This window comes from Clostridium sp. JNZ J1-5 (assembly GCF_053901425.1).
Genome location: NZ_CM132773.1, coordinates 3479265 through 3502658 on the forward strand (window position 1 = coordinate 3479265; position 23394 = coordinate 3502658).

Below are 23394 nucleotides of genomic sequence, written 5' to 3' on the forward strand. Positions count from 1 at the left end.
TGCCAATAGCATGGCAAAAGAATACATATTAGATGTGTGTGGCCATAATAGTATATATATTAATAATTACCTAAAAAATAATTATAATAAAAGAAAATTTAAAGTTTATTTTTCTGAACCGGATTTTGGAGTAAATGAAGAGACAGGTATATTATTGTTTATTTCAGGTTTTGGGGGAAATAGCAATTCCAATGTTTATAAAAAAATGAGACAAATATTTGCAGATAAATATAATTTAGTTACTATACAATGTGATTATTTTGGATATGAATTTATGCAGGGTGCAAATAATATATTGGTAAATTTAAACGGGAACGATATAGAAGGAATATTTGCGAATGATGAAATCAAACTTATATTTCAGCAAGATAATATAAAATTAGATAGGCTACTTGAAGTTGGAAAAAATTACAACATAAACATATTTGGTAAAGAGGATTTATCAAATGAAGAATTTAAAAATTTTAATGATATGGGAATAATGCAAACTTTAGATAATATAACAGCAGTTTTAAGTGTAATGTCTATATTGTATAATAATAATTATAAATTCAATTCAAAAAAAGTAATTTTATACGGGCATTCTCATGGTGCTTATTTAGCATACTTGTGTAATGTGCTAGCACCTCATTTATTTTCTCTATTAATAGATAATTCTGCATGGTTATTTCCTGTGTATCTTAAAAGTAATAGAATGATTTTTAATAGAACAGGTAAAATGAATTTAGCTATAGAATTCGATTACTTTGCTAAAAACATAAATTTTGATGAAGAATTGCTAAATTTAAGTGTTTTATATAGTAAGGTGAGAAATAATTGTAACATAGTTTCATATCATGGGGATAATGATAATCTAATAAATAATGAGCTTAAAAAAAGTTTTTGCTCTAGTTTAGATTATTGTATCTATAATGAAATATCTGAAAAAAATATAGATGGAATTACATTCAAGTCTAATACTCATGGATTAGGGGCAGATTTTTTAAATCTATTTGATTATACTATGAAAGATTTAGAGAAGCTTAATTTTAAATTTGAGAAAGATAATAATTTTTATTTGCCTAGTTTAAAAATAAGTACAAAACAAAATAACTATCTAATAAATTATGACAATATAATACCGGAGTTTTACATAGTGTAGCTGTGATTTTAAAAAATTATAAAAGAAAAGATAGTATATAAGTTTACGATTATATTATAAAAACAGAAAAATAATTTTAAATATAGTTTTACTGATGAATAAAAATAGAGGAATGAATTATAAAAAAATGAGTAGTAACAAAAGGAAAATAGAAATCATTAAATCTAAAGATAATAATTATTGTTTAAAAGTAGAAAACAAGTTTGTATATAGTAAATTTTATCCTCTGAAGGATGCAGCAAAGTTTATTGAAAACAATAGTGAGCTAATTTTAAACAAAAAATATATTGTTATGTACGGATTAGGCTTTGGATATCATGTAAAAGAGCTATTAAAAGTACTATCTAAGGATTCACAAGTGTTTATATTTGATTTAGATATGGAAATACATGATATAGCAAATAAGTACAATCTTTTAGAAGATATAAAAAGAGATGGTAGGGTAAAACTTATATTAAGTGATCGTAAAGATTTTTATAAACAGTTTACTAATAAGATTTCATTAGTAGAGGACATTATAGTTTATGAACCACTTATAAAAGTTTTGGAAGATAAATATAGAGACTTTAAAGAAGCAATAAAAAGCTATAAAATATCAAAAACTAATTTGGAAAAGTTCAAGCCAATAATGGAAGAGAACGAAAATGTTAATATAAAAAATAATTATAACACTATAGGAGAATTTTTTAAGTCTTTTAAATTAGAAAAGAAATCAGTTGTAATTGCATCTGCAGGACCTTCACTAGAAAAAGATTTATCTGCTATAAGAGAAAATAGGAATAATATTAAAATATTTGCTGTGGGAAGAGCTTTAGATATTTTAATGAAAAATGGAATAAAACCAGATTTAATTACCATATTAGACCCCCAAGAAATTGTATATAGTCAGATAGAGGGTTATGAAAATTTAGATATTCCTCTCTGTTTTATATCTACAGGTTCTAGATGGGCAGTTGAAGCTTATAAAGGGCCTAAATATATGTTTTTTAATAAAAAATGCAGCTACAATAAAGAGGGTATTGTAATAGAAACAGGTAAAACTGTAGCTATACCTACCATAGATATAGCTATAAAGACTGAAGCTTCTAAAATAATTCTATGTGGACAAGATATAGCTTTTTTAGATAATAGATTTCACGCTGGGGACAATGAAATTGTAGAAGAAAATAATTCTTACAAAAAAGTATTAGGAGTAGATGGAACATATTTAAATACTACTTCTGGCATGTTAGAGTTTAAAAAAGGTATAGAAAGACTTATAGAAAATAATAAAAATATAAAATTCATTAATTCAAGTAAGGGAGCTAGAATAAAAGGAACTATTGAAATGGATTTAAAAAATCTATTCTAATTGTAAAGATTGGAATAAAAAGTACGATAAATCATAATAATAGATATTTGTTATGTTTTCTAAAAGGAGAATAATATATTCAAATGGAGTTGATAAAATGAGACTAAATCACAACTTAGCATCTCTTAACATATATAGAGGACATATAAAAACCTTAGATGCTCAAAGCACAGCCCTTGAAAGAATATCCTCAGGTTATAAGATTAACTCAGCGAAGGATAATCCTAATGTTATAGGAAGCAGTGAAAAAATGAGAATTCAAATAAGAGGTCTTCAAATGGCAGAAAGAAATATACAAGACGGGGTTTCTATGATGCAGACTGCTGATGGGGCTTTGGGAAATATATCTGAAATGCTTATAAGGCTTAAAGAGCTTGTTGTAAAAGCGGGAACAGATACTAATACAGATGAAGAAAAAAATATCATAAAAAATGAAATATCAACTATAATAGATGGTATTGACAATATAGCAGATAATACAGAATTTAATGGTGTTAAATTATTAAATGGAAGTTTAAAAGATGTAAACGGCAAAGATGTGGATAAAATTTTTACTCAAATAGGACCAAATGTAGGTGAAAAAATAGACATACCTCTGCAAAATGTAAAAAGCAGTAATTTAAAAGATTTAGTTAGTAAGTTAGAGGACTTAAAAAATGGTGTAAATTTACCACCGCCAGCTGTTAATACTGGTGACGCAATTTCGGTAGTAGATTCCGCAATAGATCAGGTTACTAAAGCTAGAAATAAGTATGGAGCCTTATCAAATAGATTTGATAGTACTTTTGATAAAGTAAGAGAAATTCATGATACAATAGTATCGGCAGAAAGTAAAGTTAGGGATGCAGATATAGCTGAGGAAATGATAGAATATACAAAGGACAATATATTAATAGATGCAGGACATGCTATGCTTGCTCAAACTAACAAATTCCCGCAAGATATTCTTAGAATTCTTGAAAATATAAGATCAAGATAGAATAGTAACCCCAGAGTAAAGTATACTCTGGGGTATAAATTTTTAAGATTTTACTATATACTAATGGTATAAATGGAAAAGGAGTGTAGATATTTGAGTGATGCATTATATAAAAAGAATCTGGGTTATCTAGAGCGTGTAAACAGCCCTCTTCAAAAAAAAATATTAAGGACTAATGGCAACAGTGCCTATATTAAAAGAGGGGTCCTTGGTAAGAGGAATATTATAAAAATTTTTAATAATGCAGAGTACCCTATACATAGTAATTATGATCCATATGTTAACGGAAAAATAATAGCAGATGCTATATCTAAAGAGGATTGTGACATAGTTTTTCAATTTGGATTAGGTATTGGTTATGAGCTTTGGGAAATGCAAAAGAAAAATCCTAATAAAATATATCTTGTAATAGAGCCTGATGTAGAAATATTTAAAAACACTCTTCACTGCATAGATATTAAACCTATTATGGAAAGCATAAATCTTTTTATTGGAAATGATGAAAAGGCCATAAATGAAGTTTTCAGTTATATATTAAATCGATATAAAAGCCTTAGAGTTAAATTTGTTGTACTTCCATCCTATAAAGTAATATATAAAAAATTATGGGAAAATGTAATGAATTCTATAAAGAAGACCTTAAATATGTACTACATTTCTGTGAACACTAATAATTTTTTTCAAAAAAGATGGGCAAGAAATTATATTCTAAATTTAAGCAGCCTAAAAGAAAGTAAACCTGTAGAATCTCTAAAAAAATATTTTAGTGGAAAACCAGCAATAGTGGTATCAGGAGGACCATCTTTAAATTTAAATATAGAAGCATTAAAAAATATTAATGACAGGTGTATAATAGTAGCTGCAGGTAGTGGTGCTACAGTTTTAGAGAGCAATAAAATAAAAGCCCATATTATAGGAGCAATAGATGGAGGTAAGGCTGAGGAAAGTATATTTAAAGATTTCGCTTTAAATAGTAATACTGCACTTCTATATTCCAGTCAGACTTATTATTCGGTTTTACATATGTTTAAAGGAAAAAAATTTTTATTAAATCAAGTAGATATGGATGAGTACTTACATAAAGCAATGGGGTGGAAAAAATCACAGGGGTACTCTGGACCTTCAATTGCTAATATTGTTACATATAATCTTTCTCAACTGGGGTGCAATCCTATAATTCTTTTAGGACAAGATGTGTGTTATAGTGAAAATAGTTCTTATGCCAAGGGTGCAAAAGGATATAATAAATTTACTAAAGAGGAATTGGAAGCTAATCCAAATTTAATTAAAGTGCATAATAAAAAGGGAGAAGAAGTATATACTACATCTGTATTTTTGTCATTTAAGTATTCTTTAGAAAACTGCATTAAAGAACATCCCCATATAAAGTATTTAAATGGTAGCGATAATGGCTTAAATATAGAAGGTGCAGATAATATAGACTTTAACAGGTATTTTGATGATATAATAAGTAGTAGTAAAAAGATAAATATTGATGAAATTTTAGAAAAAGTATATGAAGATGAAGTTGATGAAGATAAAATCAATGATAATGATATAATATTAGATCTTCATAATCAAAATAAAAAGATTATTAATATTTGTGAGGAGATAGTTAATTTAATAAACAAAGAAAAGGATAACCATGAATTAGTAGAAAAAATAAAACAAAGGGAAAAAGTATTATTAAATTTGGATCTGTATAATAATATATTAAAAAAACTTATGAAGCCAATAGAATTCCTTCTTCCTAAAAATTATATAGGAAGAAGCTTAAATTACTATATGTACGTACTAGACAAGTGCTATATCATGGAAAAAGCTTTTTATGGAGAAGATATAATAAAAGAAGGTGAATAAGTGGAATTTAAAGAAGGATTTAATAAATTTATTACGGCTAATATAATTAATCAATTAATATATTCACACAATTGTTTTATAAGAGCAAATTTTGAAGATGGAAATAAAATTCTTGATTTTGCAAAAAATAATATAAAAGAATTGGAAAAAATAATTAACTATGAAAAAAAGGAATTAACCCCTAAATATAAAGACTTAGCAATAAATAAAATCAATGATATAAAGAAAGAAATAATGACAATAGATGAATATATAAAACTGGAAGACTACATATCTTCTTCAGATGTTATATACTATAGATTAAGAAAAAAAATAGAGGAACTAAAACTTAACTCTTCATTAGTATAAAATTAAGTGAGAATATAAAAAATTAGCAGAATAAAATTAATTCTACTAATTTTTTTTCATTTTATAACGATAAATAGATATAGTGTTATATGTTAGTGTAAAATATTGTAAATTTATGTGAAGCTGAGGTGCTTTAATATATGAAATACAAATTTAAGTTTTTTATTTTTATAGCATTCTATTTAATTTTAGTTATAAATTTAGATATTAATGTAAAAGCTAGTGAGCACAAAAAAGTTTTAATATTAAATTCATATGATCAAGGATTTAAGTGGACAAAAGATATTGAAAATGGAATAGAGAGTGTACTGGGAAGTAGTGAAAATATAAACTTATATTATGAGTTTATGGATACAAAGAATGTGAATAATCCTCAATATATTGAAATTTTATATAGAAATTATAGCGAAAAGTATAAAAATATTAAATTTGATGCAATTATATGTTCTGATAACGATGCACTTAAATTTATGGTGAATTACGATGATGAGCTTTTCAATGATGCTCCTGTGGTGTTTTGTGGAGTAAATGATTTTAATAGCTCTATGCTTCAGGGTGAGACTAATTTTACAGGAGTGGTTGAACAAATAGATGTTAAAGGCACCATAGAAAGTATTTTTAAACTTCAGCCTGATAGAAAAGATATTATTATAGTTGGAGATAATTCTACAACAGGAAAGATAAATGAAGAAATAGCTAAGAAAGTAATAGAAGAATTTAAGGATAAAGCTAAATTTTACTATTATAAAGATATAAGCGCTAAACAGCTTAAAGAAAAAGTTAAAGATATAGAAAAGAGTGCAGCAATTTTAACTATTGGACATCTTAGGGGAGAGGATGGAAGTCTTATACGCTTAGAAAACACTAGAATAGTACTTTCTGATATAAAAGTTCCTATTTATGTTACATGGGATTTTATACTTGGAAATGGAATAATGGGCGGAAAACTTGTAGATGGGTATACTCAAGGGAGGATTGCAGCAGAACTTGTTAATAAAGTCTTAAATGGAGAAAGTGTACAAAATATTCCGGTAATTGCGGATTGCCCTACCAAATATGTTTTTAATTATAATGAACTTCTAAAATATGATATTAATTTAAATGATATTCCTCAAAATTACAATATAATAAATAAGCCCTTTTCTTTTTATAAAACCTATAAGAAACTTGTTTTTGCAACTATAAGTATAATACTTATGCTTATTATATTTATATTAGTACTTGCTTTTAATGTTAAGAGACGAATTGTAAGCGAAAGACGTGTAAAAGAAAGTTACGAGGAATTAAGTGCTGTATATGAAGAATTGGCAGCTACGGAAGAAGAATTAAGAGCGCAATATGATGAGCTCCAAGAAAATGAAGAGCTTTTAAGAGTAAGCGAAGAAAGATATAAACTTGCTGTTGATGGAGCAAGGGATGCTATATGGGAGTGGGATATCGCAAATGGAAAATTCTTTGTATCAGATAAATGGAAGGACATTACCGGATATGAAGTTATGGATAGTGATGATATTAAGACAGTTATAAGAAATATTATGGATAAAGAAGATGTTGAAAGACTTTTAGCTGAACTAGACAGTTACATATATGGAGATTTATCTAATTTAAGAATAGAACATAAAATAAAAAATAATAATGGAAGAGAAAAATGGATTTTAGCAAAAGGAAAAGTATTGAGAGATGGAGATAACAAGGCAATAAAGATGGCTGGCTCCGTAACTGATATAACTACAAGAAAAAAAGCAGAAGAAAAAATTAGATTTTTAGCATATTATGATAAATTGACAAAATTACCTAATGGAACTCTTTTTTTAGATAAATTAAGAGCGGAAATTGAAAAAATAAAGAATAGTAATAAGATGGGAGCAGTGTTTTTTATAGATTTAGACAACTTTAAAAATATCAATGACACTTTAGGACATGACTTTGGAGATGAGCTTCTAAAGGTTATAGCTAGGGAAATATCAGGAGTTTTAATAAATAATGAAATTCTAAGCAGGCTAGGAGGAGATGAATTTTTAGTATTGCAATCTGGCATAGAAGATATAGAAGATATAGAAAATCTTGCAGAGGAAATATTAAATTTGTTTCAAAATCCTTTTAATGTTAGACAGAGAAAGATTTTTGCAACCATTAGTATTGGTATAACTGTATTTCCTAAAGATGGAGTAGAGGAAAATTTTCTTTTAAAAAATGCTGATACTGCTATGTATAGGGCTAAAGAAGCTGGTAAAAATAGATACTTATTCTATGACTCTAACATGTTTGATGAAATAATGAGGAAAAATAATTTAGAAAAAGGACTTAGAGAGGCAATTTTAAAGGATGAATTAAAACTAGTTTTTCAACCTCAAATAGATGTAATAAGTGGGAAAACTAAAGGAGCAGAGGTTCTTTTAAGATGGAAAAGCAATGAATTTGGAAACATTAGTCCAGGAGAATTTATTCCTCTAGCTGAAGCTACATCTCTTATAAATCCGATAGGAAGATGGGTGCTGAAAGAAGCTTGCTTAAAAAATGTGGAATGGTTAGATGGGGGTTTTTCACCTATTACCATATGTGTTAATGTTTCTGTAGTTCAAATTCAGCAGGAAGGATTTTTAGATTCCGTAAAGGATATTTTAGAAGAGACTAAACTTCCACCTGAATATTTAGAGTTAGAAATAACTGAAAGTATACTAATGAAATATGTAAAACAAAATTTATTGATCTTAGATGAACTTAAAGCATTAGGAATTAAAATTGCACTAGATGATTTTGGAACAGGATATTCTTCTTTAAGTTATTTAAGAATACTGCCAATTAATAAATTGAAATTAGATAAATCCTTTATAGATGAAATTCATTTAAGTGAAAGCAATAAGTCTATAGTGGAGGGTTTAATAGAATTAGCTCATAAAATAGGGATTACTGTAATTGCAGAAGGTGTAGAAATTAAAGATCAATATAGTGTATTAAGAGATATCAACTGTGATGAAATACAAGGATATTACTTTAGTAGGCCAATTTCGGCAGATGAATTTGAAAGATTTATAAAATGAGCTTTAATGTAAATAATAAAACATATTAAAATGAGAGCACAAATTATGAATTGTATGAAAAATAGATTGGTAAATGAATAATTTACTAGTCTTTTTTTACGTATAATTATAATATTCTAGCAAATTTTTCATTTAGGTTATATAATTATTATGACATAATAATTTAGACATATATGGTGAATTATGATTTTTGGAGGTAGATCTTGTTATAAAGTTAGCTGTTACTGTTGTAATTTTCTGAAAATATATTATGAATAGAATATAAATGTACAAAAAATACTTAATTTTAATAGTAATTTTAATTATAAATAAAATTTTGATTAAAACTGTTTAAAAATAGAAGAAAATGTATTATAATATATTACATGTGAGTATTATATAGGAAAAGAGATGTTATTGCTGGTTTATTTTAAATAATATGGTTGACGCCTAAGAGAATATGTTGCATTTAAGAGTAAATTGAAAAAAATTGTAGTGTGTGTGAATTTAAGGAGTGGTGGTAATTTGAAGATAAACAATATGTCAGAAAGCGAAAGAACTTACGAATTATTAAAAAAATCATTAGACGCAGCAGAAGATAGAAAAAAAGTTATTGCAAATAATCTAGCCAATATAAATACCAAGGGATATAAAAGACTTTACGTAACTTTTGAAGAAACTTTAAAGGAAAGTAAAGACAAGCTTAAGCTTGAGACAACAGATAAAAGACATATTTCCAACGAAAGTGAATATGGTCAAATAGAAGTTAAACGAGATGATTCAACCAGCATGAGAAAAGACGGCAATAATGTAGATGATGTCACTGAAACAGTAAACTTAGCTGCGAATACACTAAAGTATAATGCATTAATAACTGAACTTAATTCAAGAATGTCAACAAAACGATATGTAATATCAGGAGGAAGATAAGATGGGTGCTTTTGATTCACTTAGAATAAGTGCAAGTGGTCTTTCAGCTGAAAGACTTAGAATGGATACAATATCTTCAAATGTAGCTAATGTTTCTACTACAAGGGGCGAAAATGGACAACCATACAGAAGAAAGATAGCTGTTTTTCAAGAAAATTTGACAGGGGAATTAAATAAAAATAATCCTAATGAACCGAATTTTAAAGGAGTAAAAGCCGTAGGGATTGTTGACGATGAATCTCCTCTTAGAAGAGTGTATGATCCATCACATCCTGATGCAGATAGAGAAGGGTATGTTTTAATGCCTAACGTTAATATTTTAAATGAAATGGCTGATATGATAGCATCTGTTCGTGCTTATGAAGCCAATGTAACTGCTATAAATTCAGAAAAAAGTATGTTTATGAAAGCATTAGAAATTGGTAGATAGGAGTATGGATTATGAAAGTTAACGATTTTATACCAGATAATTATATTTATTCAAAATTGAATTCAGTAAACTTAGGGGATTCAGTAAAAAAAGAGGTTGAAAGTGAACCTAACACTGTAAATTTTGCTGATACTTTAAAAAATAAATTAGATCAGGTTAATGAGAAACAATTAGAATCTGAAAGTACAACAGAAAGTTTCATAAAGGGTGAGGGTACAGATATTCATGAAGTAATGATAAAAACAGAAGAAGCTAAACTTTCTCTCCAACTTGCAGTACAAATTAGAAATAAAATTGTGGAGGCATATCAAGAAATCAATAGAATGCAGGTATAGTTAGGAGTGCTAAATAAATGGACAAAATTAAAGAAAGTTTAAATAAAATGTTAGAAAAAATTAAGAACCTAAGTAAAGGTAAAAAAATAGCATTCAGCATACTCACTGTTGGTTTAATTGTAGGAATTGTATATTTATTCATCTTTTTTAACACTACTAAGTATGCTGCTCTATACAAAGATATGGATCCTAACGATGCAAATATGGTTATTTCTAAATTGAACGAAAAGAAGATTTCGTACAAGGTAGAGAATAACACTATAAAGGTTCCAGAAGAAAAAGTATCAGAATTAAGACTTGAACTTGCTCCTCAATTGACAGGGGGCAGTAAGGGATATGAAATATTAGAGAACTCTAGTGCTTTCGGAATGACTGACAAAGAAAGAAACTTAAAATATAAAATAGCTCTTGAAGGAGAGCTAGCTAGAAATATAATGTCTTTTCCAGAAGTAAAAAAAGCTACAGTACTTTTAGTAATGCAGGAAGATGGAAACTTTTTTAAAGAAGCTGAACCATCCCAAGCTTCAGTAACATTAGAATTCCAACCAGGCAAAAACATAACAAAGGATCAAATTAAAGCTATAGTGTCATTATTGACAGGAAGTGTAAAAAATCTTTCGAAAGAAAATGTAAAAGTCATTGGAGTAGTCAATGGAAAAACTGCAGAACTAACAGAAGATTTATTTACTGACGAGAAAAATGATTTAGCTACTACTGTGGATAAGCAACAGGGCTATAAAAGTAAATTGGAAAAAGAATATGAGAAAAAAATAATTTCATTGTTAACTCCTAAATATGGAAGCGGAGTTAAAGCTACAGTAGATGTAGATGTAGATTTTGATGCATCGGAAAAAACTTCTACAACTTTTGATCCTAAAAATGTAGTTAAAAGTGAAGAGATAGAAAAGGACACAAATAATGCAGCACAGGGTAATACAAGTGCTGGACCTGTAGATAATAATATGACAAATACATATACCAATGGTGGTAACAACACACAATCTACTCATGAAAAGCAAACTAGAAACTATGAAGTAGGAAAAGTAGAACAAAAAGTTGTAGCAGCCCCAGGAAGAGTAAAAAAGGTTTCTGCTTCAGTAGTTGTAAATAATGAAAATATTACTGAAGAAGAAAGATCAAGTGTTAAAAATTCAGTTTCTGCTGCTGTAGGTTTTGATCAAAATAGGGGAGATATAATTAATGTTGAAGGTATTAAATTTAACAATGATTTAGACGATGCTGCGGCAGAGGAAGCAGCAAGACTAGCAAAAGAAGCAGAGGCGAAGAAGAAGATGCTTATGTATAAATATATAGGGGCCGGTGCTGCAGCGCTTATATTACTGTTAGTAATTTTAATAGCTTTAAGAAAATCAAAGAAAGCAAAACAACAAGCTGAAGAGATGGAAGAAGGAATAGATTTTATTATTGATGATAATATTCAGCCAAAAGAGGCACTTAAGCCAATTGACTTTGAAGAAGAAAATGAAAAGAATCATGTTGAAAAAGAAATTAGAAAATATGCTACTAACAAGCCAGATCAAGTTGCTGAGATTATAAAATCTTGGATGGCTGAGGATGAGAGGTGATAAGGATGGCAAAAGAAAATAAACTGACAGGTGTACAAAAGGCCGCCATTCTTTTTATAACACTTGGACCAGAGGTAGCATCGGGAATTCTAAAGAAATTATCAGATGCTGAAATACAAAAGATAACTTACGAAATAGCTAATACTACAGCTGTAAAACAAGAACAAAGATCTGATATCCTTGAAGAATTTATAGAAATGAACAAGGCTAAAGACTATATATTAGAGGGTGGTTTTGAATACGCAAGAAATCTTTTAGGTAAAGCACTTGGAAGTCAAAGAGCTAGAGAGATTTTAGAAAAAGTTACAGAAGCTACTCAACAATACAGACCTTTTGCAATTGCAAGAAAGGCAGATGCTCATCAACTTTTAAATGTTATTTCTAATGAGCATCCCCAGACTATTGCACTTATATTATGCTATCTTCAAGCTGATAAAGCAGCTCAAATTATTGCAGAATTACCTGAAGATATACAGACTGAGGTTGCTTTTAGAGTGGCATCTATGGACAACACTTCACCTATGGTTATAAAGGAAATTGAAAAAGTATTAAATAGCAAACTATCTTCAGTAGTAAGAACTGATATGACAACTATAGGAGGGGTAGAGACTCTTGTTGACATATTGAATCAGGTTGATAGAACAACTGAGAAGAATATTACGGAAGGCTTAGAAAGAGAAGATCCAGAGCTTGCAGAAAAAATCAAGCAATCTATGTTTGTATTCGAAGATATTATTTCATTGGACGATGTATCAATTCAAAGAGTACTTCGAGAGGTGGAATCAAAAGATCTTGCTCTTGCATTAAAGGGATGTTCAGAAGAAGTTGCAAATGCTATATTTAGAAATCAATCTAAGAGAGCAGCTGCTTCATTGAAGGAAGATATAGAATTCTTAGGCCCAGTTAGGCTGATGGATGTGGAAAAGGCACAACAAAAGGTTGTTAGCATAATAAGAAGGTTAGAAGATGCTGGCGAAATAATCGTTTCAAGAGGTGGAGAAGATGCTATCATCGTATAAGGTTATAAAAAGTAACAGTGTTATTAGCAATGGAAATATAGATATAAATACTGAGTATTCTCCAAATTCTCATAACGATAATAAAAAAGAGCTAGGAGAAAAAAATGCTAAGAATTTCATAGATAGTTATGAGGTTTTAGCAAGAACTATGCTTGAAAATGCAAGAAGACAAAGTGATGAGATACTTGCCTCTGCATATGATGATGCCAGTAGAGTAGAGCAGGAAGCATATAATAAAGGATTAAGACAAGGCTACGAAGAAGGGCATCAGCAAGGAATTGCTGATGCTGACAATTATTATCAAGATATAAAAGCTAAAGCTGAATACGAAATTGAAATTATGAATAAAAATGCAGAGGAACTTTTACTTCAATGTAAAAATGAGTATTTAAATTATCTAGAAGAGAAAAAAGGAGAAATAAAGTCTCTAATTCTGTGTATTTCTGAAAGTATTTTAAAGAAGGAAGTTAAGGATAAGGATTCTATAGATAGCATGGTAATAGAGGCTATAGAAATGGTTTCTAAATCTAAAACTATAATAGTTAAATGTAGAGATCAATATGTGGAAAATTTAAATGAAAAGATAGAAGCATGGAAACATCAATCTGTTTTTAGAGGCGAAGTTTTTGTGGTTAGTGATGATAATTTAGAAGAAGGAAATGCTGTAATACAAAGTGACAAAGGTAAGATTACTGTAAGCATAGAGGATGCCATAGAAAAGGTTAAAGAAGTCATAGCTAGTTACTAATCTCTAAAAACTAGCGACTAGCGATTAAAAACTGGCTACTGGTTACTGAAAACTGGTTACTAAATAAGAGGTGGATATATGTCAATTTCAATAGACTTTCAAACACTAGAAAATAAAATTAAGGAATTAGACTTCAAATATGTTGAGGGGATAGTTAAACAAGTAATTGGATTGACTATTGAAGTTGAGGGTATTAAAGCTTTTGTTGGAGAAGTTTGCACTATATATAATGAAAGAAATAAACCAATAACTTGTGAAGTAGTGGGTTTTAAAGAAGACAATGTTATATTAATGCCTCTAGGAGAACTAATTGGTATAGCACCAGGGTGTAGAGTTGTTCCTTCAAAAAAACCGTTAAGTGTAAAATGCTCTAATGAACTCTTTGGTAAGGTACTTGATGGATTAGGAAGACCTTTAAGAGGTGAAGAACTAAAGACTGGAATAGAAGAATATCCACTAGACACTGCACCTCCAGATCCACTTAAGAGAAGAAGAATAAAAGAAGCTATTCCTACAGGAGTTAGAGCAATTGATGGATTTTTGACCTGTGGAGAAGGACAAAGAATTGGTATATTTGCAGGAAGCGGTGTTGGAAAAAGTACTACATTAGGTATGATAGCAAGGGAAGCAGAGGCTGACGTAAATATAATTGGGTTAATTGGAGAAAGAGGAAGAGAAGTATTAGACTTTATTGAAAAAGATTTAGGAGAAGAAGGACTTAAAAAGTCTGTTATAGTCTGTGCTACTTCAGACCAACCAGCTTTAGTAAGGCTTAAAGGAGCTTTTACGGCTACGGCAATAGCAGAGTACTTTAGAAATCAAGGGAAAAAAGTTATTCTTATGATGGATTCTGTTACAAGATTTGCCATGGCACAAAGAGAAGTGGGACTTGCTATTGGGGAACCTCCAGCTACTAAAGGATATACTCCATCTGTATTTGCAATGCTTCCAAGATTAATGGAGAGGTCAGGAATGTCAGATAGAGGCTCTATAACAGCTTTTTATACAGTGTTAGTTGATGGAGATGACTTTAATGAACCAATTGCAGATGCAGTTAGAGGTATATTGGATGGACATATTGTCTTATCTAGAAATTTAGCCGCTAAGAATCATTATCCAGCTATTGATATTTTAAATAGTGTAAGTAGACTTATGTCGGAAATAGCAGAAAGCAACCATAAACAGGCAGCCTCCTTTGCAAGAGACCTTTTAGCTACATATAACAATTCAGAAGATTTAATAAACATAGGAGCTTATGTTAAAGGAAGTAATAAAAAGGTAGATTTAGCTATTGCATATGTAGATGAAATAAATAAATATTTAAAGCAAAACATTGATGAACATGCAGATTTTAGAGAAAGTATAAAACAACTTGTAAATATTTTTAAGTAAATGAGGAGTGAATATGTCAGGATTTAATTTTAGATTGCAAAAAATTCTTGATATTCGATACCAAAGAGAAGAAGAAAGCAAAAGATTATTCAAAGAAGCTCAAGATAATAAGAACGTAATTGAAAAAAAACTAAATGAATTAGAGTACAATTATAAAAAATATTCTAGGTTGGAAACAAACTGTAGTATGGTAGAAAGAAAAATTAGACAAAATTATTGTAACGTACTACATTTTAATATAAATGAAACAACAGTAGAACTTAGCAAAAAAAGTGAAGAACTTGAAATTAAAAGAGAAGACTTAAAGAAAAGTCAAATTGAAAGAAAGACTGTTGAAATTTTGAAGGACAAACAAAAACAAGCTTATCTTAAAGAGCAAAACTTAATAGAACAGAAGAACAATGACGAATTTGCTCTTTATGGATTTATAAGAAATTTAAAAAATAAATAAGTGGAAGGAGGGAAGATTTTTGAATAATGCTGTAATAAATGCTTCAGTAAATGTAAAACCAGTTACTAATACAAAAGTTACAAATAAGTCAGATAATTATTTTCTGCAAAATAATTGTACAAGAAACACAAAAGATAATATCAGTAAAAAAGACAACTTTAAAAAACTATTAGATAAGACATGCAGTAATGATAAGACAGCAATTAATAGTACTGAAAATGAAATTAAAAAGTCAGCATACTCAGAAACAACCGATTTAAACAAAGTAGATAGTAATAATTTAGGTGAAGTAAAAGAAGAGGATTCAAAGAAGGTAAGTGATCCAATTGATTTACTAATGTTATTACTCCTTAAGTTAATGAATGGAGAAATAGACACAAAAGAATTTAGAGACAAATTATCACAAAATCCAGAGACTATGGATCAGATATCGGATGTTCTTAGCAATGATATACTGAACAAAATCAAGGGACAGTTACAGTTATCTGAAAGTCAACTTGCTAATTTGTACAGTAAATTAAAGAATGAGATTGGAGAAGCTTTAGAAAACACTTTAAATAGTAGTAATTTAAAAGACATTTCTTTAGATGAGATTGTTAGCAATCTTAATGAAAAGATTGTTAAAGTTCTAGATGAATCTCAGTTAAATCTATCTAAAGTAAGTGCTGATGGAAATGCAGATTTTAAAGAACAAATAGTTAACTTATTAAAGGCTAAATTATTCCAAGGTGAAAGTAAAAATAATCTAGAACCAGACAAGGCAGAAAATCTCACTTTAAAAAGTTTTATTAATGATGAGATGCAATCTAAATTAAATCTCAAGATAGCTGAAAATGCAGATACTAATGGTAAGAACAATTTCCAAGAAAGTAGCAATGAAGATAAATTTCTTCAAGATTTAGCCTCTGGAAATAAGAATGATGTAAGTTCAAAGCTTGATAAAGTAGTAAGCTTTATGAATGGATTTAATAAAATTAATGATTTAAGTGGATTAAGTGAAGTTAATCAAAATGTAACTATAAATAAAAATACATTTGTAAATGATATTATTAAATCTGTTAAATTCATGGAGCAAAGCAATATGAAAGAGATGACAGTTAAGATAATGCCGAGAGAACTTGGAGAAGTAATAATCAAATTAACCATGGAAAATGGATTGATGAAGGCTAACATTACTGCTAATAATAAAGAAGCATATAACTTATTAAATTCTAATATCCAAGAAATTAATAATAAGTTAGGCAATGGAGAAATCAAAATACAGAACTTTACTGTAGATATCTACAATGGAGATACTACATTCTTTAGTAGAGAAAATAGTAAAGGGCAAGAGAGAGAAGATGCTAATAATAGAAAAAGTGGAAGTGTATTGACAATTGATGAAGAAGGCGCATTAGTAGAGCCACAAGTGACACTACAAGATAATAGCATAAATACTCTTGTATAAATTTCAACGAACTGAGGAGGGATATTGTGATAGATTCAATTGAAGCTTCACAAGGAGCTACCCAAAGAGGTACAAAAATCGTTAAAAAGGGTAATGAACTTGATAAAAATTCTTTCTTAAGAATACTAACAGCAGAACTTACAAATCAAGATCCTATGAATGCAAAAGACTCAACAGCTTTTGTAAGCCAGCTTGCACAGTTTTCGAGCCTGGAACAAATGGCTAACTTAAATGGTACTATGAGTCTGAATTCAGCTGGAAGTCTGGTTGGAAAAACTATTGCACTAAATTCTTATGATCCATATGGACACCAATATGGAGGAGTAGTAGAAGGTGTCTCTAAAACAGGTGATTTAATTAAATTAAGCGTTAAAGTTCTTAAGTATAAAGGAGACAAGGCAATAGGATATGAAAGCAAAGAATTTCAATATGGAGATTTAGCTGGAGTATTAGACGTACCTAGTGATGATACTAAACTTTTAACTTTTATTAACAGCAATTTAGGCTTTATGCTAGCTTCTGCATTATTAGATAAAACTGTTGAAATACCAACAGGAAAAGGGGAAGAAGTAGCTACTGGAAAGGTAAAAGAGGTTTACAACACTCCAGATGGAATCAAAATTAGAGTTGATGTAAATGGGGAAGAAAAAGAATATTTATATAATCAAATTCAAAAAGTTAGAAATGAATAAACCTAAATGCAGGTGGTAATATGGGATATAGAGTAATTAACGGAAAACTTTATCCTGTGGGAAATTTTCTTGAAAATAAAAGTTCACGAGCAATAAACAAGAAAAATAATAAAACTTGTTTTGAAAATATTCTTCAAAATGAGATACATAAAGATATTAAAGCTCAAGAAGGATTTACAATATCAAAGCATGCAGCTCAAAGGCTTGATAAGAGAAATATTGTTCTAGATAGTAAAGATATGGAGAATATTAATAAAGGAATTAACATAGCTGAAGATAAAGGAGCAAAAGACTCTCTAATAATATACAAAGATGTAGCTTTAGTTACAAGCATAAAAAATAGAACAATAATTACTGCTATGGATAAAGAAGAGGGTAAAGGTACAATTTTTACTAATATAGATAGTGTGATTTTAATTTAACTAGGCTGGACCGAAAGGAAGCCAATAACCGTGGAATGAAAGAAGCGGAAAGTTATTATGAGGATACTAGGTAGTAGATACTAGGTGATAGGAGGGGTAGTTTTGCCTAAGGCAAAACATCATTTCCTAGTACCTAGAACCTAATTCCTAGCACCTAAAAAAACGGGAGGTTTCAAAAAATGATTAGAGCAATGTACTCTGGAATCAGTGGAATGAAGGTAAATCAAACGAAACTTGATGTTACAGGTAACAATATAGCTAACGTAGGGACTACATCATTTAAATACTCAAGAACAAGATTTCAAGATATGTTAAGTCAGAATATGTCTGAAGCAGTAGGCCCTGGTAGGAACACTGGTGGTGTTAATGGTAGGCAAGTAGGGCTTGGAGTTCAAGTTGCAGGAATAGATACTATAGTAACACAAGGTATGATGCAGCCAACTAGTAGACCTCTTGATGCAGCTGTAGATGGTGAAGGATATTTTATTGTATCAAGAGGCGCTTTACCAGACTCAAATGCAGGAGGAATAACAGTTAATCCTGCTCAACATACTATGAGCGGCGGTAACATGGAAATAAACTTTACAAGGGATGGAGCCTTTGCACTAGACAACCAAGGTAACCTTTTAACTTCTGATGGATATAGAGTTTTAGGATATGCAATAAAAGAAAAATCAGGGCCAAATTCATCAACTATAAGCGTTGATTATGATGCCAATGGAACAGTAAATTTTGTAGATGCTGACAGTGCAGGTGAACTTGAAGTTGCTAATTCTTCATTAGTACCTCTAAGAATACCTGATTCAGTTCATGTAAATGCGACAAAAATTGTAGGTTCAGGAGAAAACATGACCTACACTGGAAATGGAAGAATTAAATGGGCATCTGGAACAGATACTGTCATAATAGATGCACCAAAAGTTAATACAGGTAGTGCTGCTTATAAGGGAAAGAAGGATCTGGGCATTAATATTGTAGCAGAAAAAAATGCATCTGGAACATTAACATGGTATTCCAAGATAGGTGATACAATAGTTGGTTCAGCTGCCTTTGGAGGTACTGATATTACTATAAATTTAGCAAGTGCAGAAGCTATTCTTGGATTTGATAAAGGTACATTGGGAAGTGGCACTATAAATATTACAAACATAGGTGATACTGATATTTCTTCGGCTGATGCCATGAAATATTCATGGACTACAACCATAAGAGCAGAGGGAGATAAAAAGATTAGAAGTTTCTCTTTTGAAAAAGAGGGTCTTATTAAAGGAGTGTTGGATGATGGAAGTGTTGCTGTCTTAGGACAATTTGCTTTAGCTTCTTTTAAGAATCCTGCAGGACTTAAAAAACTAGGTAAAAACCTTTTGCAAAATACAGCAAATACAGGGCAGCCAATAGTAAGAAGTGGAGTAAACTGTGATCCACAATATGACAATAGTGATGGGTATGGGGATATTATGCAGGGTGCTCTTGAAATGTCAAACGTTGACTTAGCAGAACAATTTACAGATATGATTGTAACTACAAGATCCTTCCAAGCTAGTGGCAAGATGATTACAACTGGAGATGAAATTCTTCAGGACATTATTAATTTGAAGAGATAGTTTAAAGTAACCAGAATCTAGTAACTAGTAACTAGTAACTAGTAACTAGTAACTAGTTACTAATAACTAATAACTAATAACTAGTGACCGGTAGTCATTTTCTACTGGATAGGTAATAATAGCTAATTATTAATTACTAATCACTAATCTCTAATCTCTAAAAACTAGCGACTAGGGACTAGAGATTAGCGACTGGTTACTGGAAACTGGTTACTGGTTACTAAAAAAGAAGGTGGTTTTCAAATGATAAGCTTAACAGGTTTAAATAACAAACAGCTATATTTAAATGCAGACCATATTGAAAAAATAGAAGAAGTTCCAGAAACACTAATCACATTAACCAACGGTAAAAAGTACATAGTACTCGAATCAACAAAAGTAGTAATTGATAAAATTATAGAGTACAAGAGAAAGATTTTTACACTGGGTTTATAGGAGGCAATTTACAATGAAAAGACAAGACATGCTAACTCTTCTAGGACTACTGGCGGGAACTGTACTTATGATTTACGGTATGCTTAGTGGCGGTGGCACATTTAAAATGTTTTTTGACCCTGCTTCTATAGCAATAACTGTAGGTGGTTCATTCAGTGCCCTATTGATTAACTATCCTTTAAATGAATTTAAAAGACTAGTTAAAGTACTTGTCCAATCTTTTAAAGAAACAAGTATGGCAGGGTTAGATATCATTAATGAATTTGGAGAGTTATCTAAAAAAGCTAGAAGAGAAGGGCTATTATCTCTTGAAGATGATATTGACAAGGTAGAAGATGCCTTTCTAAAGAAAGGTCTTCAAATGGTAGTTGACGGAATTGAACCTGAGACTATAAGAGAAATTCTTGAACTTGAAATTGGAGAAATGGAAAAAAGGCATAAAGATGGTTCAGATATGTTAAGATCATGGGCAGCTTATGCTCCAGCTTTTGGTATGCTGGGTACACTTATTGGACTTATACAAATGCTTGCAAACTTAAATGATCCATCAGCACTTGGACCTGGTATGGGTAAAGCACTTATTACAACATATTATGGTTCTCTTATTGCAAACTTGATAATGAATCCTATGGCTGCAAATTTAACTTACAAAAGTGGTAGAGAATCTACTATAAGAGAAATGATGTTAGAAGGTATACTTGCTATTCAATCAGGTGTTAATCCAAGAATAGTAGAAGAAAAATTGGTATCATATTTAAATCCTTTAGACAAGAAACAATATTATACTCTCCAAGCGGCTAGTGAGGTGGAAACAGATGTCTAAAAGAAAAAAAGCCCCAGAAAGTGAAATTAACACTGAAGGATGGCTAGCAACTTATGCAGATACCATAACACTGGTTTTAACATTTTTCGTTTTGCTGTATTCATATTCCAGTGTTGACTCTGTAAAGTTCAAACAGTTAACAAATTCTCTTTCCTCTGTCTTTACAGGGCAGAATAGTAATTCAATACTTGAATTTAACTATAATGGTGAAGTGCCTATTGTAGGGCCTCCACAGGATATGGGCCCTCAAGAGGGTGGAGAACAAGATCAGATGTACAATAAAGTAAAAAGCTTTGTAGACTCAAATAATCTAAAGGATGATGTAAAGATTAAAAAAGACAGCAGAGGAATTATTATGGAGCTTAAAGATAGCATCTTGTTTGATATTGGAAAAGCTGATATAAAAGAGGAAAGTAAGCCTATACTAGACAAATTAAGTGTACTTATGGCTTCATTATCTAATGAGATAACTGTAGAAGGACATACAGATAATGTTCCAATTCATAATTATGAATTTGCTAGTAATTGGGAACTGTCCACCCAAAGAGCAGTTAACGTACTAAAATACTTTGTTCAAAATAAGGGATTTGCTCCTAATAGATTTCAAGCTGCAGGATATGGAGAGCATCGCCCTATAGCAAAAAATGATACTTATGAAAACAGAGCAAAGAATAGAAGAGTTAATATTTTGATTTCAACAGGAGAAAAGGAGAAAAAGTAACATGGCAGAAAAGGAAAAGAAAGAAAAAAAAGAAGGCTCAAAGGGTAATATTTTGAGAATAGTAATTATTGTTTTATTAGTAGCTATACTAGTTGCTGGTGGGGTAGCTGCAGGATATATTTTTGCAAGCAAAGCTAGACCGGCGGCAAACAATAATAATATTAATAATAATAATAATGGTAGTCAAACAGTTCTAAATCAAAAAACTTTTTCTTTAGATGATTTCTTATTAAATGTAAAGGGAGACGCTAACAATCCCGGAGCTTATTTAAAAGCAAAAATATATATTGGTTATGCAGATACAAAGGACAATAAAAAACTACCAACAGAATTGGAAGATAAAAAAGCTATTCTAAGAGATTGTGTTAACTCAGTTCTTAGAAGCAAAAAAGCTAATGATTTTAACGATGATAATGTTCCAAAACTTAAGAAAGAGATAAAGGAAAAAATAAACCCAATGCTTCAAAACGGAAGAATTGAAGATATCTATTTTTATGAAATAATAGTTCAGGCGCAGTAAGGGTGTTGTCAAATGGGAGATAAAGAAACCTTAGAAACCTTCATAAAACTTATAATTTTTTTACCTTTTATAGTTTTTCTTATTTATTTATTGTTTAAATATGGTGGGACAAAAATTCAAGAAATGCAAAATGGAAGATATATGAAGATTCTTGATAGAATGCCATTATCCAAGGATAACAACTTATTAATAGTTAAAATTGGTGAAAAAGCATATGTAGTTTCTTCTAGCCAAGGTAAGGTGGAAATACATATGGAACTTTCAGAAGAAGAAATAAGAAAAATTGAAATTACAAATAGTACTCCTCAATATACAAGTTTAAAAGATGCAATTATAAAACTTAAAACCAAAAAGGAAGATAAACAATGAGAAGAAAAAAATTTCTTTTGATATTTCTTGTTTTTTTAGGGGCTTTGTTCTTTATAAAAACAAATGTCTATGCTGCCCCAAATCCTGTACCAGTACCTAAAATTGATATTTCAATAGATGGGGCAGGATCACCTAAGAATTATGTTGACAATATTAAACTGCTTATAATGTTAACAGTACTTTCGTTATTACCATCTTTTTTAGTAATGATGACTAGTTTTACTAGAATTATTGTTGTATTAGGTTTTACGAGAAATGCTCTAGGAACCCAGCAGGCTCCACCTAACCAAGTATTAATTGGACTTGCCTTATTCTTGACTATATTTATTATGGCTCCAACTTTTAATACTATAAATAAAGAAGCAGTTAAGCCATTTTTAGAAAATAAAATCAACCAAGAACAGGCTATGAGCAAAGCTGCCAAGCCCATGAGAGAATTTATGCTGAAACAGACTAGAGAAAAGGATTTAGGTTTATTTTTAGATATATCAAAAGTTGATAAAACTAAAATAACAAAAGACAATGTACCGCTTTACATTGTAATTCCTTCATTTATTATAAGTGAACTTCAAACTGCATTTAAAATTGGGTTTTTAATATTTATACCATTTTTAATAATTGATATAGTAGTGGCCAGTATCCTTATGTCTATGGGAATGTTTATGCTTCCCCCAGTTATGATATCACTGCCATTTAAAATACTTTTATTTGTAATGGTTGATGGTTGGTACTTGTTGGTAAAATCTTTAGTTATGGGATTTTCGTGAGGTG

24 protein-coding genes are annotated in these 23394 nt (G+C 30.0%); all 24 read left to right on the forward strand.

The annotated features are described in order from the left end of the window. The first annotated feature begins 10 nt into the window (after positions 1-10). The 24 genes from ACWW38_RS16655 to fliP all read left to right on the forward strand — a co-directional run bounded on the left by ACWW38_RS16655 (position 11) and on the right by fliP (position 23390). Complete coding sequence (locus ACWW38_RS16655) at positions 11-1141, forward strand: DUF2920 family protein (RefSeq protein ID WP_456258644.1); 1131 nt, start codon at positions 11-13, stop codon at positions 1139-1141. Between the two features lie 112 nt (positions 1142-1253). Further along, complete coding sequence (locus ACWW38_RS16660; RefSeq protein WP_456258645.1) at positions 1254-2492, forward strand: motility associated factor glycosyltransferase family protein; 1239 nt, start codon at positions 1254-1256, stop codon at positions 2490-2492. Between the two features lie 97 nt (positions 2493-2589). Continuing rightward, a complete protein-coding gene (locus ACWW38_RS16665) occupies positions 2590-3471 on the forward strand; it encodes a flagellin N-terminal helical domain-containing protein (protein ID WP_456258646.1) in 882 nt (293 codons plus the stop codon). 93 nt (positions 3472-3564) lie between these two features. Then, positions 3565-5331 carry a motility associated factor glycosyltransferase family protein gene (locus ACWW38_RS16670; RefSeq protein WP_456258647.1) on the forward strand — a complete coding sequence of 589 codons (1767 nt, stop codon included), beginning with the start codon at positions 3565-3567 and terminating at the stop codon, positions 5329-5331. Beyond that, entirely contained in the window at positions 5332-5679 is a 348-nt protein-coding gene (locus ACWW38_RS16675) for a hypothetical protein (protein WP_456258648.1), read from the forward strand. Positions 5680-5819: 140 nt separating this feature from the next. Further along, positions 5820-8720, forward strand: a complete 2901-nt coding sequence (locus ACWW38_RS16680) for an ABC transporter substrate binding protein (RefSeq protein ID WP_456258649.1) — start codon at positions 5820-5822, stop codon at positions 8718-8720. Between the two features lie 504 nt (positions 8721-9224). Then, positions 9225-9629 (forward strand): flagellar basal body rod protein FlgB, encoded by a 405-nt coding sequence (gene flgB, locus ACWW38_RS16685; RefSeq protein ID WP_456258650.1) that lies wholly within the window; start codon positions 9225-9227, stop codon positions 9627-9629. A gap of 1 nt (position 9630) precedes the next feature. Then, a complete protein-coding gene (gene flgC / locus ACWW38_RS16690; RefSeq protein WP_456258651.1) occupies positions 9631-10059 on the forward strand; it encodes a flagellar basal body rod protein FlgC in 429 nt (142 codons plus the stop codon). A gap of 11 nt (positions 10060-10070) precedes the next feature. Then, complete coding sequence (gene fliE, locus ACWW38_RS16695; RefSeq protein WP_456258652.1) at positions 10071-10394, forward strand: flagellar hook-basal body complex protein FliE; 324 nt, start codon at positions 10071-10073, stop codon at positions 10392-10394. A 17-nt stretch (positions 10395-10411) separates the two neighbouring features. Beyond that, positions 10412-11980, forward strand: coding sequence for a flagellar basal-body MS-ring/collar protein FliF (gene fliF / locus ACWW38_RS16700; RefSeq protein WP_456258653.1), 1569 nt, complete (start codon positions 10412-10414; stop codon positions 11978-11980). A 5-nt stretch (positions 11981-11985) separates the two neighbouring features. Next, the gene (gene fliG, locus ACWW38_RS16705) at positions 11986-12999 is read left to right on the forward strand and encodes a flagellar motor switch protein FliG (RefSeq protein WP_456258654.1); all 1014 of its coding nucleotides are present in this window, start codon (positions 11986-11988) and stop codon (positions 12997-12999) included. Then, positions 12983-13747: a FliH/SctL family protein gene (locus ACWW38_RS16710; protein ID WP_456258655.1), complete on the forward strand. Its 765-nt coding sequence runs from the start codon at positions 12983-12985 to the stop codon at positions 13745-13747. The genes fliG and ACWW38_RS16710 overlap by 17 nt, the downstream gene beginning before the upstream one ends. Positions 13748-13825: 78 nt before the next feature. After that, on the forward strand, positions 13826-15139 hold the full coding sequence (gene fliI, locus ACWW38_RS16715) for a flagellar protein export ATPase FliI (protein WP_456258656.1): 1314 nt from the start codon (positions 13826-13828) through the stop codon (positions 15137-15139). A 13-nt stretch (positions 15140-15152) separates the two neighbouring features. Then, a complete protein-coding gene (gene fliJ / locus ACWW38_RS16720; protein WP_456258657.1) occupies positions 15153-15590 on the forward strand; it encodes a flagellar export protein FliJ in 438 nt (145 codons plus the stop codon). 19 nt (positions 15591-15609) lie between these two features. After that, entirely contained in the window at positions 15610-17037 is a 1428-nt protein-coding gene (locus ACWW38_RS16725) for a flagellar hook-length control protein FliK (RefSeq protein WP_456258658.1), read from the forward strand. 26 nt (positions 17038-17063) lie between these two features. Beyond that, entirely contained in the window at positions 17064-17729 is a 666-nt protein-coding gene (locus tag ACWW38_RS16730) for a flagellar hook capping FlgD N-terminal domain-containing protein (protein WP_456258659.1), read from the forward strand. 20 nt (positions 17730-17749) lie between these two features. Next, a complete protein-coding gene (locus ACWW38_RS16735) occupies positions 17750-18151 on the forward strand; it encodes a TIGR02530 family flagellar biosynthesis protein (RefSeq protein ID WP_456258660.1) in 402 nt (133 codons plus the stop codon). Positions 18152-18330: 179 nt separating this feature from the next. Next, on the forward strand, positions 18331-19755 hold the full coding sequence (locus ACWW38_RS16740; RefSeq protein WP_456258661.1) for a flagellar hook protein FlgE: 1425 nt from the start codon (positions 18331-18333) through the stop codon (positions 19753-19755). Between the two features lie 243 nt (positions 19756-19998). Further along, positions 19999-20190, forward strand: coding sequence for a flagellar FlbD family protein (locus tag ACWW38_RS16745; RefSeq protein ID WP_456258662.1), 192 nt, complete (start codon positions 19999-20001; stop codon positions 20188-20190). A 13-nt stretch (positions 20191-20203) separates the two neighbouring features. Then, complete coding sequence (locus tag ACWW38_RS16750) at positions 20204-21013, forward strand: motility protein A (protein ID WP_456258663.1); 810 nt, start codon at positions 20204-20206, stop codon at positions 21011-21013. Then, positions 21006-21734, forward strand: a complete 729-nt coding sequence (locus ACWW38_RS16755) for an OmpA family protein (RefSeq protein WP_456258664.1) — start codon at positions 21006-21008, stop codon at positions 21732-21734. The genes ACWW38_RS16750 and ACWW38_RS16755 overlap by 8 nt, the downstream gene beginning before the upstream one ends. A 1-nt stretch (position 21735) precedes the next feature. Then, positions 21736-22254, forward strand: a complete 519-nt coding sequence (locus tag ACWW38_RS16760; protein ID WP_456258665.1) for a flagellar basal body-associated FliL family protein — start codon at positions 21736-21738, stop codon at positions 22252-22254. Positions 22255-22266: 12 nt separating this feature from the next. After that, entirely contained in the window at positions 22267-22623 is a 357-nt protein-coding gene (gene fliO / locus ACWW38_RS16765; RefSeq protein ID WP_456258666.1) for a flagellar biosynthetic protein FliO, read from the forward strand. Beyond that, positions 22620-23390, forward strand: a complete 771-nt coding sequence (gene fliP / locus ACWW38_RS16770) for a flagellar type III secretion system pore protein FliP (RefSeq protein WP_456258667.1) — start codon at positions 22620-22622, stop codon at positions 23388-23390. The genes fliO and fliP overlap by 4 nt, the downstream gene beginning before the upstream one ends. Positions 23391-23394: the final 4 nt, after the last annotated feature.